The organism is Candidatus Paceibacterota bacterium (assembly GCA_035583355.1).
Classification (GTDB): domain Bacteria; phylum Patescibacteriota; class Minisyncoccia; order Phycocordibacterales; family UBA6899; genus JAJZQJ01.
This window is the reverse complement of the sequence record DATEZQ010000009.1, coordinates 1-14,086: the sequence shown is the minus strand read 5'-3', so window position 1 is coordinate 14,086 and position 14,086 is coordinate 1. Positions and strand designations below refer to the sequence as shown.

At 45.7% G+C, this 14,086-nt stretch carries 13 protein-coding genes and 1 tRNA gene; 5 read left to right on the top strand and 9 right to left on the bottom strand.

Going from position 1 to position 14,086, the window contains the following annotated elements:
* Positions 1–78: 78 nt before the first annotated feature.
* Together radC and VJ579_04010 are read left to right on the top strand one after the other, a co-directional pair.
* A complete protein-coding gene (gene radC, locus VJ579_04015; protein ID HXK38205.1) occupies positions 79–732 on the top strand; it encodes a DNA repair protein RadC in 654 nt (217 codons plus the stop codon).
* 46 nt (positions 733–778) lie between these two features.
* Positions 779–2,167: a MutH/Sau3AI family endonuclease gene (locus VJ579_04010; GenBank protein ID HXK38204.1), complete on the top strand. Its 1,389-nt coding sequence runs from the start codon at positions 779–781 to the stop codon at positions 2,165–2,167.
* Positions 2,168–2,193: 26 nt separating this feature from the next.
* Here VJ579_04010 and dcm read toward each other — a convergent pair whose 3' ends face one another.
* Complete coding sequence (gene dcm, locus VJ579_04005; protein ID HXK38203.1) at positions 2,194–3,636, bottom strand: DNA (cytosine-5-)-methyltransferase; 1,443 nt, start codon at positions 3,634–3,636, stop codon at positions 2,194–2,196.
* Between the two features lie 260 nt (positions 3,637–3,896).
* On the opposite strand from dcm, the gene VJ579_04000 reads away from it, so the two are divergent.
* Complete coding sequence (locus VJ579_04000; GenBank protein ID HXK38202.1) at positions 3,897–4,835, top strand: hypothetical protein; 939 nt, start codon at positions 3,897–3,899, stop codon at positions 4,833–4,835.
* 856 nt (positions 4,836–5,691) lie between these two features.
* On the opposite strand, the gene VJ579_03995 is transcribed toward VJ579_04000, so the two are convergent.
* Positions 5,692–5,763 (bottom strand) — tRNA-Glu (locus VJ579_03995).
* 266 nt (positions 5,764–6,029) lie between these two features.
* Here VJ579_03995 and VJ579_03990 point away from each other — a divergent pair.
* Together VJ579_03990 and VJ579_03985 are read left to right on the top strand one after the other, a co-directional pair.
* Positions 6,030–6,959: an FAD-dependent oxidoreductase gene (locus tag VJ579_03990; protein HXK38201.1), complete on the top strand. Its 930-nt coding sequence runs from the start codon at positions 6,030–6,032 to the stop codon at positions 6,957–6,959.
* 301 nt (positions 6,960–7,260) lie between these two features.
* Positions 7,261–7,596, top strand: a complete 336-nt coding sequence (locus VJ579_03985) for a hypothetical protein (protein HXK38200.1) — start codon at positions 7,261–7,263, stop codon at positions 7,594–7,596.
* A gap of 25 nt (positions 7,597–7,621) precedes the next feature.
* Here the strand turns inward: VJ579_03985 and ftsZ are convergent, their stop codons facing one another.
* The 7 genes from ftsZ to pth form a co-directional block, all read right to left on the bottom strand.
* Positions 7,622–8,956 (bottom strand): cell division protein FtsZ, encoded by a 1,335-nt coding sequence (ftsZ, locus tag VJ579_03980; protein ID HXK38199.1) that lies wholly within the window; start codon positions 8,954–8,956, stop codon positions 7,622–7,624.
* Between the two features lie 153 nt (positions 8,957–9,109).
* Entirely contained in the window at positions 9,110–10,270 is a 1,161-nt protein-coding gene (locus VJ579_03975; GenBank protein HXK38198.1) for a cell division FtsA domain-containing protein, read from the bottom strand.
* Between the two features lie 15 nt (positions 10,271–10,285).
* Positions 10,286–10,690, bottom strand: coding sequence for an rRNA maturation RNase YbeY (ybeY, locus tag VJ579_03970; protein ID HXK38197.1), 405 nt, complete (start codon positions 10,688–10,690; stop codon positions 10,286–10,288).
* A gap of 90 nt (positions 10,691–10,780) precedes the next feature.
* Positions 10,781–11,023, bottom strand: coding sequence for a hypothetical protein (locus tag VJ579_03965; GenBank protein HXK38196.1), 243 nt, complete (start codon positions 11,021–11,023; stop codon positions 10,781–10,783).
* Positions 11,024–11,213: 190 nt separating this feature from the next.
* The gene (locus tag VJ579_03960; protein ID HXK38195.1) at positions 11,214–12,500 is read right to left on the bottom strand and encodes an ATP phosphoribosyltransferase regulatory subunit; all 1,287 of its coding nucleotides are present in this window, start codon (positions 12,498–12,500) and stop codon (positions 11,214–11,216) included.
* A 20-nt stretch (positions 12,501–12,520) separates the two neighbouring features.
* Positions 12,521–13,189, bottom strand: a complete 669-nt coding sequence (gene lepB / locus VJ579_03955) for a signal peptidase I (protein ID HXK38194.1) — start codon at positions 13,187–13,189, stop codon at positions 12,521–12,523.
* Positions 13,190–13,291: 102 nt separating this feature from the next.
* On the bottom strand, positions 13,292–13,882 hold the full coding sequence (pth, locus tag VJ579_03950; protein HXK38193.1) for an aminoacyl-tRNA hydrolase: 591 nt from the start codon (positions 13,880–13,882) through the stop codon (positions 13,292–13,294).
* Between the last annotated feature and the right edge of the window lie 204 nt (positions 13,883–14,086).

The following is a 14,086-nucleotide window of genomic DNA, read 5'->3' as shown; positions in this document are numbered from 1 at the left end:
ACAAAAACCGGCTGAGGCCGGTTTTTTGTATGCCGAGGAAACTTCATCTATACTATAAAAAATGATATGATTGCATGAATGAAGTTGAAGGAATTACATAAGTTGGAATTACCAAGAGAAAAGTTAGCTAAGTATGGAGTGCAGCGCCTCCTAACTGAGGAACTCCTCGCAATAATTCTTGGGTCAGGAATAAAGGGGGTGAATGTACTTTCGCTCGCACGGAGCGTGCTCAAATATGTAGAAAAGAATAATAATCAACCGAGTCTCAAGGGTCTTGAGGAGATTAAAGGACTTGGAAAGACAAAGGCATTGCAAATTATTGCACTGCTTGAAATTGCTCATCGACTACAGGAAAAAGAGACAATAGAAATACTCTCAGCCAAAGATGTTTGGCAGCATTGTGCTGATTTTAGAGGGTCAAAGAAGGAACACTTTGTTGCCTTTTATCTCGACACACAAAACCGACTGATTGAGAGACAGATCATTTCAGTCGGGACACTTGATCGTTCGCTCGTACATCCACGTGAGGTGTTTGAGCCAGCCATACGACTTTCTGCTGCTTCGGTAATTTTGGCACACAATCATCCATCGGGTGAAATTTCCGCTTCATCAGAAGATATTGCATTAACAAGTCGATTACTAGATTCCGCAAACATACTTGCGATTCGGATTCGTGGGCATATCATAGTATCAACTCATGGTTTTTCTGAAGTTGATGTTCGAGTCTATTAGAATTGCTCCGTCTTTACATTCGTAACAGGTATAGTATCTTAATTGTATGCAATTGCCATATGATGACTCAAGCGAGGCTTCTGTTTTAAGTTATGGAAAACTCCTTGAGGGGAAGACTCTCAGTGGGGTACTTACAGAAGTGAAAGAGTATTCTACGGCAAATAAGGGAGATTTTGGTGGAGCAGTCGAAGAATCATATTTTCGAATACCAAATAACTCCCGCTCAGGTCCAGATATAGAAAAATCAGGGATAGAGATTAAATCAACCGGATTAAAGCAGTTGGTGAAAAGTAAGGAGTTTGTTGCAAAGGAAAGGCTTGTGATTTCAACTCTGAACTTTGGCAAAATGATAGGTACTACAATCTACGAAAGTGCGCTATTCGGGAAATTCAAAAAAGTTTTATTTATATTTTATATCTACGACAAACTGAAGAAATATCCTGATTACAAAATTGACCTTGTCTCGTTGTGGAGTGTACCTGCTGTAGATATTCCCGTTATTGAGAATGATTGGAAAATACTCGTTAAATACGTTGAAGATGGTCGCGCTCATGAGATAACCTCTGGGGCAACAAAGTATATTGAGGCATGTCGTGGAGGCGGAAAACATACAGCACTCGTTGCTCAGCCAAGATCGGAAACCAGGGCAAGAATGAGGAGACTTGCTCTAAAAAATTCATATCTAACTGGAGTATATCGACAATTGAAAGAGGGTCATTCTGTATTCCGAAGCGAGTGGTCAGAATTAGAAAAAGCAGTTGCGGATAAGATTTCGCCATATCTTGGTATGTATGAAGACCAGATCTCAACTGTATTGGGCTACCAATCAAAAGCAAAAGATAGATGTAGTCGATACGTTCGTAAAATGTTGGGTATATTGCCAGGTGGCTCTTTGCCTCTAGAGTTTGAAAAGTCGGGAACAATCTTAAAGACAATCCGCGTTAACAGTAAGGGTAAACTTCATGAAAATATTTCTTTTGCCCAAGTTTCGCTCGATGAACTGATAAATCAGTCTTGGATTCCTGATGATGAATCTGGTGGTGATTATGTTACTTTTCGTGATACTGTGCAATCTAGGTTCTTGTTTGTCATATTTGAAGATAATAAAGACGGTAAGGGTGCCCGCTTGCTTGGTGCTAAGCTTTGGACAATTGGCGCCAATGACCTAGATGGCCAGTGTGAAAAAGATTGGAATTATGCTTCTGAGGCAATAAAGTCTTCTAATTTAAAAGCACTATGTAAAGGTACTGGTCATATTATTTTTCTCAATACTAAGGGTACTAAGGGGCATTCGAATTCTTCTAAAAAGTCAGATGCAGATACTCTGCCAAATGGTCAAGAGATAACACGCTTAGCCTTCTGGCTTTCTGGGAATTATATTAGAGAACAGTTGTCGCATGTCGACTGGCTCATTCATGCGGGTCTGGCCAGATGAAAACAAATAAAACACCGAATGGTGTTTTATTTGTTTTCATGCTTTACGATTCTTTTTAGTAGAGATTTTCCTATGCCTTCAATTACTCCAACTACGAGTGCGTTGCCCATAAAGAAGGCTCTTTTCGCGTCCGACGCACGTTCAAGCTCGTGTTTTCCTTCGACATCCATGAATTCAGTATGTCCTCTGTCAAACATACAGAGTTGTTCAAGTTCCTCTGGTATGAGACGTCGGTAGACATATGTTACGCCATTGATGGTCCTTCCATTAGGGAAACCCTTCTTTTTTCGGATATCAATAACGTGCTTCATTCGTGAGGGGCCACTTCCGCCTTCTCCTGTAACAATAGTACGCGATGCCTTTGTGAGTGGGTCCGGGAATGGGACTGCGCCCTCCTTATATCGATAAGTATGACCCGACTTCGAAGTGCGGTCATAATCATGGGCGCCTTTCTGCTTTTCCCAAGCAGGCACCCTGTCGGGATGTATGTAGTAGTTTTCCGGAACCTCCTTTTCGATAGTTGCTCCAACAATATCCCCAAGCGTAACATAGCTACCTGTATACCTTGGCGTTACTTTTTCAGTAAATACGTGTAGGTCAATCATCATTCCCGAATTCTTGAACGGGTCAGAGTGGTTCACCTTACCGTCAATTGCTTCTGGTATGAAATTTTTCGTAATCTCATATGGGTCCTCGCCAATTGTAAAGTGCCCTGCTTCCTCGGTTGAATTAACAGGAAAGGCCTCAGCGAGGATTCCTTTATTTTCAACCCATTTAACCAATACCTCTAAATTAAATCCTTTCTCTTTTAATATCTCTTTGGCAATCGTAGATGACTTATGATAGCCAACAATAAAAGTTCTGCGGCGGCGCTGAGGGAATCCATATTCTGCAGCATTAATCACTCTCCATTCAACTATGTATCCGAGCTGACTAAGGCTCGAAAGCATGATTGCAAAGTCTCTCCCGCGCTTACTTGCAGGTGACTTAATTAGTCGATCAACATTCTCGAGGAAAATATATGGTGCTGGCTTTTTTGGATGCTTTACTTGTGCGTTATGGAGAAGCTTGTAGATGCTCCACCATAAAACACCTTTCTTTCCTTCGAGTCCTGCAGACTGACTCAGGGGGCGAGCAACGGAGTAGTCCTGACAGGGGAATCCACCTGTAAGAATTTCAAATTCCTTTGGTTCGTCTATTCGCTCTGATATAGAGTCTCCCGTTCCGACAATATCCCAAATATTGTCATTACAGAGTTTGGTGGTAAGTTTTTTGCTGTTTATAAAATTCTGATACACCCATGCTGCGTGTTGATTCTTACCTGAAGCAGGCTCCCATTGGTCAGCCCATGTAGTGTGGAATTTAGCTTTAGAATTGCCTTTAGACGCTCTGTCGAGGCCAATATGAAAACCACCAACGCCTGCAAACAGCTCAGCGACTCGGATTATTTTTTTAGTATCTTTAGCCATATCGTACGTGTATTTTACCAGAGAAGGGTAGTTTGATCAAGCAAAAATGATCTTGACAGAGGGTGTTTTGAGTAGTCTACGGAGGAGGCTTGACGCTTTTGGTGAGTCCACGGGTACTATAAAAAAATACAGCCACCAAAATACTGATGCAGTGAAAGTTATCTAGGGGGGCTATAGTTTAGGAGATTGCAGAATTTGATAGGGGGAGTAGACTGAAGATGAGTGAGTGATAAGCCCCCATCTCTAATCCCTTGAATATTATGTTCAATCACATAAATAAATTATCCTTACAGGTGACTATTCTCCTGTCGGTTGTAATCCTCGGAGTTTTCTACTTCGGTGCAGAAGTTTATAAACAAAATTTAAATGAACATAAAAGTAACGCAAAAGTCTCAGATGTAATATCAGATTCAAATTCAGCGAAAGAAGAAAAATTGCCAAGAACTGTGGCAGGAGAGATGGACTCTAGGCAAATTACACCAAGCGAGCCAGCTTCGTTGCAGGCGGGTTCTTTACCTAGTGGTGCTATAAAGAAAGTTCAATCAACAACTCCGGCTGCAAGGAGTGAAGGAAAGGTTTTGCCGACACCTCCTACTTCGGGTCCTCTCAGAATAAATGACGCAAAAGCAACTGTTGCTGATCGGACTGTGGTTATAACCTGGAATACTTCAGTAGAGGCAAGGTCGTCTGTTATTCTTGATGGTCAGAACTTTGATTCTGTTGAAGGTATTGCAACAAGACATTCAGTGAGTATCAAAGATTTAACAAAGGGATCAACTTACAACTACCAAATTGTAGCAAAATCACTTGGTCAATCACCATCGGAAGATAAAGTTTCGCAGACTTTCAAAACGCCAACGACCTATACCATTCTTCTCGATCTATACGATGACAATTGCTATAAGTTTATAATTACTGATAGTAGCGAATATCTAGTGCGAAGTTACAATCTGAGTATTGAAGGTACAACAGTTGATGGTATGTTTCCAGAGGCATCATATGTTTCAGATAGTAATGGAGAGATTAAGTATTGTAAGAGGGCAACTAAATTTAAAATCACAGGTAGGGACATTTCATTAGTTTCCGCAACAACAAAATCACCTTTCTATCTAGGATATAGAACTTATGAAAATCTAACTAAAGGTCGTCTCGATGAGTACGGAACATATGTAGCTAGATTTAGCGTGGTGCGATTTTAATTTTATAGTTTACAACTTCTATGGCCACGCTAGGTGACATCTCGTGTCGCGATGCCACGCACCCTGAAGGGTCCCGCACGGAAATTCTGTTGGGTGCTGTGCGCACTGGAAGAGGTGGGCCAAGATGTTGAGTTGATTATTTCTGGAGAGATTTTTGGACATGTTTACGAGTAAAGTTCAGAGAAACTAATTCCAAGAAATGCCACCATTGGCTAGTAATATTAATACAATTAATAAAAACATTAACCATGAACTCTGAGCAAATTATTCAATCATATATTTCTGGAAATGAGACGGGTGCGGATAATAGACTCAAGGCTGCTGTCGGAGACTTGTCTGCTAGGAAATCGGAAGAGTTAACTAAAGTACTTGGCCTACTGAAACTACAAATTAGTTTGAGCTCTAGTGACTTAAAAGATGCTCTCAGCTTGGGGGTCAATGATATCATCGAATCAAATGAGAGATTGAGTAGGAGTAACGAATCATACACAAAATGGATTAAGTGGCTGACGTTCGGACTTGTAATAGTTGGGCTGCTTCAGGCTTCGGCTACTATATTCGCGGCAAACTAAAAACAGGCTCCCGACTCCAGCGTGGGGTATATCTAGCGTCGTTCGGCTCGCGCACTCCGAAGGATGAGGTGTGCTGCGCACTCTGGAATAGCTCTCTTGTGTCACAAGTCACTAAGTAGATTGCTCCAAGTATTCTCAATCTACCAAGTGCTCGCGACCCCGCCTCGCCGTTTTGAAGACAAAACATGCTCCGGCTTCACAAAAGGTACGGAAGCAAAGCAGTTTGCTTCCTAGAATGCAAAAACCGCACTCTTTCGAGATGCGTTTTTGCATTCTACCTTTTGTGACCCCACGGGGAATCGAACCCCGATTTACGCCGTGAAAGGGCGCTGTCCTAACCGTTAGACGATAGGGCCAATCGCTTCGCGAACCAGGTTGGCCATATTGCTAGAGGAATCGGCCACCGCCGATAAATATCCTCGCGCCTTCTCGCGGAGCTCGAAGGCTGTCGCAATAGGGCCAATATGAACAATTCTAGATACAAACGATCCATATTTTGGGCTCCTTGCGGAGCAGAAATAGGTCGAATGTTTGATAATCCTAACATATTTCCAGAAAAAATCCAGTCTTTTTGAGGCCTTTTGTGCTATACTAATTACATTAGTATATTCATTTGAATGTTATGTATGACCTTGTAATCATTGGTGGTGGGCCAGCGGGCGTTGCAGCGGGTATTTATGCTGCCAGGAAGCGCCTGAAGACCCATCTTGTTACTTATGAGTTTGGTGGTCAGTCGACCGTTTCTAGTGGTATTCAGAACTGGATCGGTACGGTGGAGATCCCTGGACTTGAACTCGCGGAGAATTTGAAGAAGCACCTCTTTGCCTACAAGGAGGATATTGTTGATGTCACTGAGGGTGATAAGGTGAATGGCATCGAGAAGAAGGATGGCCACTTCATCGTGAAGACGGAGAATGGCAAGTCTATCGAAACCAAGACCGTCCTCATGACTGCAGGGAGTCATCGTCGTCAGCTCGGTGTGCCTGGAGCGGATAAGTTCGAACATAAGGGTGTGACCTATTGTGCATCATGCGATGGTCCGATGTTTGGTGGTGCTGATGTTGTGGTCATTGGTGGCGGTAATGCAGCCTTCGAGTCGGCAGCACAACTCCTTGCATACTGTAAGTCGGTGACGCTTCTGCAGCGTGGTGCTGAGTATCGTGCAGATCCAAGTACGGTTGCAGCCGTGCTCGCACATGCAAACATGAAGGGCATTACAAATACCGAGATTGTATCAGTCGAGGGTGATCAGTTTGTTTCTGGTCTTACCTACAAGGATACGCTCACGGGCGAAACCCATCAGCTTCCATGTACAGGAGTATTCGTTGAGATTGGCGCATTGCCATCAACAAAGTTCCTGGAGGGTGTTGTGGAGCTCAATAAGACCGGACATGTCGTCACGGATCCAAAGAGTCAGAGGACAAGTACTCCAGGCATTTGGGCAGCAGGGGATTGTACGGATGGGCTTTATCATCAAAACAATATCGCGGTAGGCGATGCGGTGAAGGCCTTAGAAGACATCTACATCGCAGTGAAGACGCAGACCGCATAATTGGGCGCACTTTGCCTTGCTTCGCCGAGCGACTCAGTCAATGGGCGACGAGCCCATCTCCTTCGAGTTCGCTCGTCTCCAGCAAGACAAATTGCATCCCAATTCTGTGCTCTGGAATGCGGGATACATACTCGCTGATTCAAAAAACACCTTACGGTGTTTTTTGTTGCGGGATTCGGGGGTGTGGTAAAATTGGAGTATGAATAAATATTGGGTTATATTTGCTGTTTTGGTTCTGGTGGTGTTGGGGGTGGGAATATATAAATATAATTTTATGGGGGAGAGGCAGATTGGCTGTACAATGGAAGCGAAGATTTGTCCGGATGGATCTGCGGTTGGACGTAGTGGGCCGAATTGTGAGTTTGCAGCGTGTCCAGAAGTAGTCAGTCTACTCACCGAGGCAGAGGCGCGAGTTATCGCAGAGGCATCGTGTGTGAAAGGAGGGGAGGTGCTTGCTGCTGGAACATACAATCCAAACTCAAAAACATGGTGGTATGACGCGAATCTCAACGCTACGCGACCGGGATGTAATCCTGCTTGTGTCGTGAGTGAGGAGACAAAAACAGCAGAAATTAATTGGAGATGTTCTGGACTTTCGGCACCTGCTGGTTCTGATGTTAGCGCGACAGGGAAATAGAAAATAAAAACACCTTGCGGTGTTTTTATTTTCGGTTTCGCTTCATGAATGGGAAGATGGTGATTTCGTCATCATCATCTGCGGGCTCTGCAGGGACAACACGTGGTGCTGGGGCCTGCTGAGGTCGCTCGCTATGAAATGGTGCGTTGTAGATCGCATGGCTCGCATCCTTGTGGGTGCTGCGTGCGTCCTGGACAGGAGCAGCGGCAAAGAGTGGCTCTGAGTCCTCATTCTCTTCTTCCTCAACTCCATACTCATCGACTTCTTCCTCATATACAGGTTCAGGCTGCTGGTACTGTGGTACTGCCTGCTGGCGCACCTGCTGTGGCTGCATGTTGATGATTGGCTGCTGATTGCCACTGTTGTTACGTGCACCGATACCGATGACGCGACGTGTACGCATTGAATCAGGGAAGCCGGTTGCAATGACGGTAATCTTGAGTTCACCCTTACGAAGCTTTGGATCGATGATTGCTCCGAAGATGACCTGTGCATTTGCATCGATTGACTCGGTGATAATGCGTGCGGCCTCCTGGATTTCTTGCATAGTCATGTCCTCGCCTCCTGCAATTGCGAAGAGAACTCCACGTGCACCGTTGATGGTGACATCAAGAAGTGGTGAGTTGATTGCCATCTGAGCAGCCTCAGTTGCGCGGTTCTCGCCAGTTGCCATACCGATACCCATGAGGGCCGTACCCGCATTGGCCATGATCTTACGGACGTCTGCGAAGTCGACGTTGATGATACCTGGGGTAGTGATGAGGTCAGAAATACCCTCAACGGCCTGGCGTAATACTTCGTTCGCCTGAGCGAATGCATTGAGCATGGTGATCTTCTCCTTGTTGATATCGAAGAGCTTGTCGTTCGGAATGACGATGAGTGCGTCGACCTCTGATTCAAGAGACTCGAGTCCCTTGTCTGCGAGATTCATACGCTGTGTACCCTCGAAGAAGAATGGCTTGGTGACGACACCGATAGTGAGTGCACCTTGTTCGCGTGCAGTCTTGGCTACGACAGGAGATGCGCCGGTACCCGTACCGCCGCCCATACCACCAGTGATGAAAACCATGTCTGCACCGCGAAGTGCCTCCTGGATTTCCTGTTGTGTTTCCTCTGCAGCACGACGTCCCTTATCTGGATCCATTCCAGTACCGAGACCCTTGGTGAGGTTCTTGCCGATGTGGATCTTGCGACCACCGCGGTTGCGATGGAGATCTTGTGCATCAGTATTGACGGCGATGAATTCAACGCCGGTCACCTTTGCCTCAACCATGTGATTGACTGCGTTTCCGCCTGAGCCGCCAACTCCGACTACCTTAATGCGTGCAAATGATTCGATTTCTGGGTTCACCTTAGCCATAGTAAAAACATCGTTTCCTCCGATAGGGGGTATTTGAGTAATGGACTCAGTATAACAGAAGGCGACTAAAAGGCAATGAATTTTTCTCGCTTCGCATATTCTCCAAACAAAAAACAAGGGTTGAAAAACCCTTGCTTTGAGCGCTATTTTCAATTAGGGCAACAATTGATGTAAAAGTGACGCGATAGTTTTCTTCATGCGTGCCATGAATGGGATATCGCGCTCAGCAGTCTCGTAATCATCTTGGATTGCAAGTAGGCAGAGTCCATATGCAGTAAGGAATGACGTATCATTGAAGATACTCTTTTGTCCGGAAGTGAGTGGTGTATCGGTTGTTGCGTAAAGATCGACTGCGCCCGATGCAAACTCTGCAATATCCTCGATACGTGAGTAGCCACCAGTGAGTACAATGCCGCCTGGTAGTCGATTATCGCGGTCGACACGCTTGATGTGTGTTGTCACGAGTGCGAAAAGGTCACTCAGGTTTTTGCTGTAAATCTCACTAATCTTCTTGGTTGGGAAACGATGAGGTGCACCGAGCTTGATCTCCTCTGCTTCTTCAATGGATACATGGAGACCCTTCGCGATGTCACCCGTAAGTGCGACTGAACCCGTATCAAAGACCTCGAGTGAAATAGGAACTTGATTCTCGAAAATGATGACCGAGAGTGTCTCTGCACCGATGTCCGCGAGTACTGCACCACTGGTCATCTGCTTACGTGAGAGCGCAACAAGACCAGTTGCAATTGGAGCAGGGTAGACATTCGCAATCTCGACTCCTGCTTCATGCATCACTTCGCGAATTGCATCATGGTGCTGCTTGAGTACGGTGACGAAAAGGTACTGCACCTCGAGCTTGAGACCCTTCATGCCGACAGGGGTCGTGACGGGTGCGGGTTTACCATCGATGTTGTAGGAAATAGGGAAGTTGTGGAGGATGACCTTGTTCTCTGCCTCGGGGAGACGGTTCTGTGCATAGGTCATGCAACGATCGAGCTCATTCTCCGTAAAGATACCATCGCTACGCGAAGCAGTAGCTTCACCCTTCAATTGCACACCTTCGAGCCCAATACCACCTATGGCAATATATGCTTCTGTTACGCGAAGCCCTGCTTGTTCTTCTGCAGCATTGAGCGCGGTGCGTACTGCTGCGGCCGTCTCCCTGATATTCCAAACATACCCCTTTTGGAGGCCTCGGCTTTCTGCGATACCTGCACCCAAGATTTTTGGACGTGCAGTATCGTTGTATTCGGTGATGAGGACGCGAATGGTATGCGAGCCCAAATCAATTCCTGTGATTATTCGTTGTGCCATGGGTGTGAGGTGTATTTACGCTATCGCCGAAAATGAATTCTTGATACCTGCGCGTGCAAGAATCTTCTCCATTGTTTGATCCATTATATCGCTATGCTCCATTCCTTTCAAATGTAGGCAGCTATGCACGAAGAGTAATGCAACATAGTATTCGTATGACTCTTCACGTTGTTTACACTGTTTCTTTGCTTCTTTGAGGTTGATGAACACTTCTCCATTTTCATCATCGAGAGTGAAGGAAAGTGTGTTTGGAATGTACTCTTTGTTACGATAGATACGGTTGAGGGTTTGCGCACGTTTGTCTCCAACGAAGGCAAGTGAACAATTGAACTTCTTGCCGAGGGTGAGTTCTTTAAGACGCGCAAAGGGGATATTGGGAATGCGCTCTTTGGTGGTCTGTGCAATCGAGAAAGTTTCCATATCGTGCATATATAGTAACATATTTTGCGACACTTCCAAAATTTTGAATATTTTCGGAAAAAGAAAAAACCCGCTTAGGCGGGTTCATTCTTAGCGACGCTTCTTTGTTTCAATCGTCTTACCAAGCTTCTTCATCTTCTCGTAGACATCGCGCTTTTCAAGGCGCACAAGTGCACCACGCTTCTTCTTAAGATCTGAGAGTTCGCGCTCATGGTAACGCTTTCCGCGTACTGTTGTGAGTGCGTTGGTTTGCTGAGTGCGCTTTGTGAAGCGACGAAGCAGGTTTGATGCTGACTCGTTGCTCTGGCGCTTTACTTCTGCGATCATGCTCATAAGTGGGGTTATATTATCATATTTAAAGGAATGCGCAAGGGGTGGGCGGGGCTAGGAGGCACCGCTAATGCAAAGGTTATAAGGTGATGAGGGAATAAGGGGGTAAGGGAAGTGTGCCGTCGGCGCACTAGTGTGACCCTTATTCCCTCATCACCTTATCCCCTTATAACCTAGAATTTTTCTTCCCGTCTTACTTCATCTCCCTTTTTATATGATCGGCAAGGTCTTTGATTTTGACAATCTCCTGGCTCCTCGTATCAAGATTACGAATGATGACGGTACCATCAATCGCCTCCTTCTGTCCAAAGATGATTGCATGTTGAACGCCGGACTTCTCTGCGGTAGCAAGTTGCTGCATGAGGGAATCCTTCGCGAGTGCGTGGGTTACCTGAATGCGCGCAGTACGCAAGAGTTCCAAAACCTCCATACTCTTGAGCTTTGCTTCGAATCCAATCTGGATGAAATAGATCTTTGCTTTTTTCTGCGAGCGCGCTGCTGCAGGCTTATAGTGCTTATGCGCAATAATCTTTGGAATATTGAGCGTACAACCTACTGCAGGAATGTCTTTCTTCGAACCAAGCTTCTTCGCGAGGCCATCGTAGCGACCACCGGCGCCAAATACTTCGGGTATTGCCGTATCATCCTCTGTCGGCATTTCAGAGAGTTCGAATACTGTATGAGTATAGAAGTCGAGACCACGTACGAGGTTTGTGTTGATGCGATAGACGATATTGAGTGCATCCAAGAACTCGAGCACCTCCTTGAAGTGCTGCTTTGATTCAACTGAAAGGTGTGCAATCGTTTGCGGTGCTTTCTCCTTATGCGCCTGACACTGTGGCTTCTCGCACTCAAGGAGCGCGAGTACATGAGACTTCATGTTGTGACGGCAGTCGGCACACAAGTGCGATGACACCTTGCGATAGTAGATGAGGAGTTGCTTCTGGTATTCCTTACGACTTTCAACATCACCAAGTGAGTTGATATCGACAAATACATTTGAGAATCCTACTTCACGGAGCGCGATGATTGCAATGAAGATGACCATCGCATCCGAAATGGAGCGCGTAGAGCCAAGCACTTCAAGCGCAAACTCGTCCGGCGCAGATCGTGGTGCGGGTTGCTTATCCTCCTCGTGCTGCAATGTGCCATTACAGTAGAGCTTCACCGGCTGAGGGAATGTCTGCATGCCTTGTTCAATGTACGAGTGCATGATCGGCGAAATGCCCTCAATTGGCTCATCAATAGATGTCTTCGCTTTTGCAGGAGCACCTTTCTTCTGGATGATCTTAGGTTGTGGTGGCTGGATTACTCCATTTTCGTCTGGCTGTACCGCACGAAGTTGTGCGAATCCATAGTAGAGTGCGATCTCTGCAGCCTTCTCTGCGAAACCATGGAATTTTTCAAGCTCAGCACTGCTATGCTTTGTTTTCGTTTTTGTTGTCGGTGCTGTTTTTGTTGTGGCCTTTTCTTTTGGCATAGGTGGCGGAAGATTATCCATTAATTTGTCGCCTTTGGGGCATGATCTGCTGCATAGGGTGAACCGAATTCGGAAAGGCTACCAGGGTTGAGTGCAATGACGGAGAAGGGGAAGAGGCGAATGAGTGCACGCCCGTCCATGTAGTTGCGAGGAACTGGTCCCCAGATACGTGAGTCAGAACTCTGTGAGCGGTTATCACCACAGACAAAAAACTCATCATTACTTAGTGTGCGTGTGAGCTTGTTGTTCATTTTTTGAGAGTCCGCAACATATGGCTCATCGAGTACAAAAGGCTTTGGATGGGTAGGTCCCGAAATAGTCACTGTCGTTCCCTCGAAGCTGACCGTTTCACCGGGGAGTCCAATGATACGCTTTACGAAGTAGCGTGAAGGGTCATTTGGATAATGGAGGATAACGACATCACCACGACGATAGTCTTGGGTGAGCTTCACCATTTCATTCACAATGAGGTACTCATGATTGTGGAGTGTCGGATACATCGAATTACCCTGAACGATAAATGGCTGCGCAACGAATGCGCGCACAGGGATGACCACAATAAGAGCGATGAAAATGTAACGTAATGCGTCAATGATTTGAGCGAGTTTCGTAGGCTTCTTTACGGGCTCCGGTGACTCCTCTGGTACATTTGGCTCTGGGTTTCCTGTGCGAAGATCAATGTTATTCATGGTCTAATAGTAGCTTGTAAAAGTGTATTGACGCAAGGGTGATTTCTGTGTTCAAATACTTGCTCTATATTTGTCCAAGAAGCAAAAAAGCGCTTACGCGCGCTATTTTGTATTGTACACATTCATTGCATCAGCAAGTCCCTTAGTGATGATATGCTCAACGATATTTCGTATCTTTGGAAAGAGGGCTTCGAGTGTTTCCCGCTCCTCAGGTTTGAATTTTCCGAGCACATAATCATCAAGCTTAATGCGCTGAACTTCCATGCCTTCAATTTTTGCGGGAGCAACGCCGACGCGGATGCGAATGAAGGCTTTGCTCTTTAATGTATCCATGAGCGAAGTGATGCCATTGTGTCCACCGTCACCGCGATCAGTGGAAATCTTGAGTGTTCCGATAGGGAGATGGACATCATCGTGAATGACGATCATGTGTGCGATTGCCTCGGGTGTCTTTACAAATTTCTGCACTGCAACACCGGAAAGGTTCATGTAGGTTTGTGGCAAGATAAATTGCACGGGCGTATCTGCGATCGTGCCATCAGCGGTCACTGCTTTAGCGAACAGACGCTTCTTCCATCCTGGATCGCACGAGAATTTCTCGCGCATCGCATCAACGGCAAGAAACCCGACATTGTGGCGAGTGTGCATATAGGCGGAGCCTGGATTTCCGAGTCCAACGATGGTCCATTGCATAAGGAGATAATAACAGAAGAGGGGGGAAAATACGAGGAAGAAGTTAATACGAGGTGATAAGGTTATAAGGGGATGAGGTTATGAGGCAATACAATTCATGAGCACAGTTGGTGCTCGCGATTTTCCCTTATCCCCTCATTCTCTTATACCCTTACTCCCTTGAATTTTGTTTTATCTCACTCCTGTCGAGCCGAACCCACCACG

Excerpts from the sequence above, each read along its gene's own strand:
- VJ579_04000 (HXK38202.1), top strand. The coding sequence starts at position 3,897 with ATGTTCAATCACATAAATAAATTATCCTTACAGGTGACTATTCTCCTG.
- lepB (HXK38194.1), bottom strand. The coding sequence starts at position 13,189 with ATGAATAACATTGATCTTCGCACAGGAAACCCAGAGCCAAATGTACCA.
- VJ579_03960 (HXK38195.1), bottom strand. The coding sequence starts at position 12,500 with ATGCCAAAAGAAAAGGCCACAACAAAAACAGCACCGACAACAAAAACG.
- VJ579_04010 (HXK38204.1), top strand. The coding sequence starts at position 779 with ATGCAATTGCCATATGATGACTCAAGCGAGGCTTCTGTTTTAAGTTAT.
- ybeY (HXK38197.1), bottom strand. The coding sequence starts at position 10,690 with ATGGAAACTTTCTCGATTGCACAGACCACCAAAGAGCGCATTCCCAAT.
- VJ579_03985 (HXK38200.1), top strand. The coding sequence starts at position 7,261 with ATGGAAGCGAAGATTTGTCCGGATGGATCTGCGGTTGGACGTAGTGGG.
- VJ579_03990 (HXK38201.1), top strand. The coding sequence starts at position 6,030 with ATGTATGACCTTGTAATCATTGGTGGTGGGCCAGCGGGCGTTGCAGCG.
- dcm (HXK38203.1), bottom strand. The coding sequence starts at position 3,636 with ATGGCTAAAGATACTAAAAAAATAATCCGAGTCGCTGAGCTGTTTGCA.
- radC (HXK38205.1), top strand. The coding sequence starts at position 79 with ATGAAGTTGAAGGAATTACATAAGTTGGAATTACCAAGAGAAAAGTTA.
- ftsZ (HXK38199.1), bottom strand. The coding sequence starts at position 8,956 with ATGGCTAAGGTGAACCCAGAAATCGAATCATTTGCACGCATTAAGGTA.
- VJ579_03975 (HXK38198.1), bottom strand. The coding sequence starts at position 10,270 with ATGGCACAACGAATAATCACAGGAATTGATTTGGGCTCGCATACCATT.
- pth (HXK38193.1), bottom strand. The coding sequence starts at position 13,882 with ATGCAATGGACCATCGTTGGACTCGGAAATCCAGGCTCCGCCTATATG.
- VJ579_03965 (HXK38196.1), bottom strand. The coding sequence starts at position 11,023 with ATGAGCATGATCGCAGAAGTAAAGCGCCAGAGCAACGAGTCAGCATCA.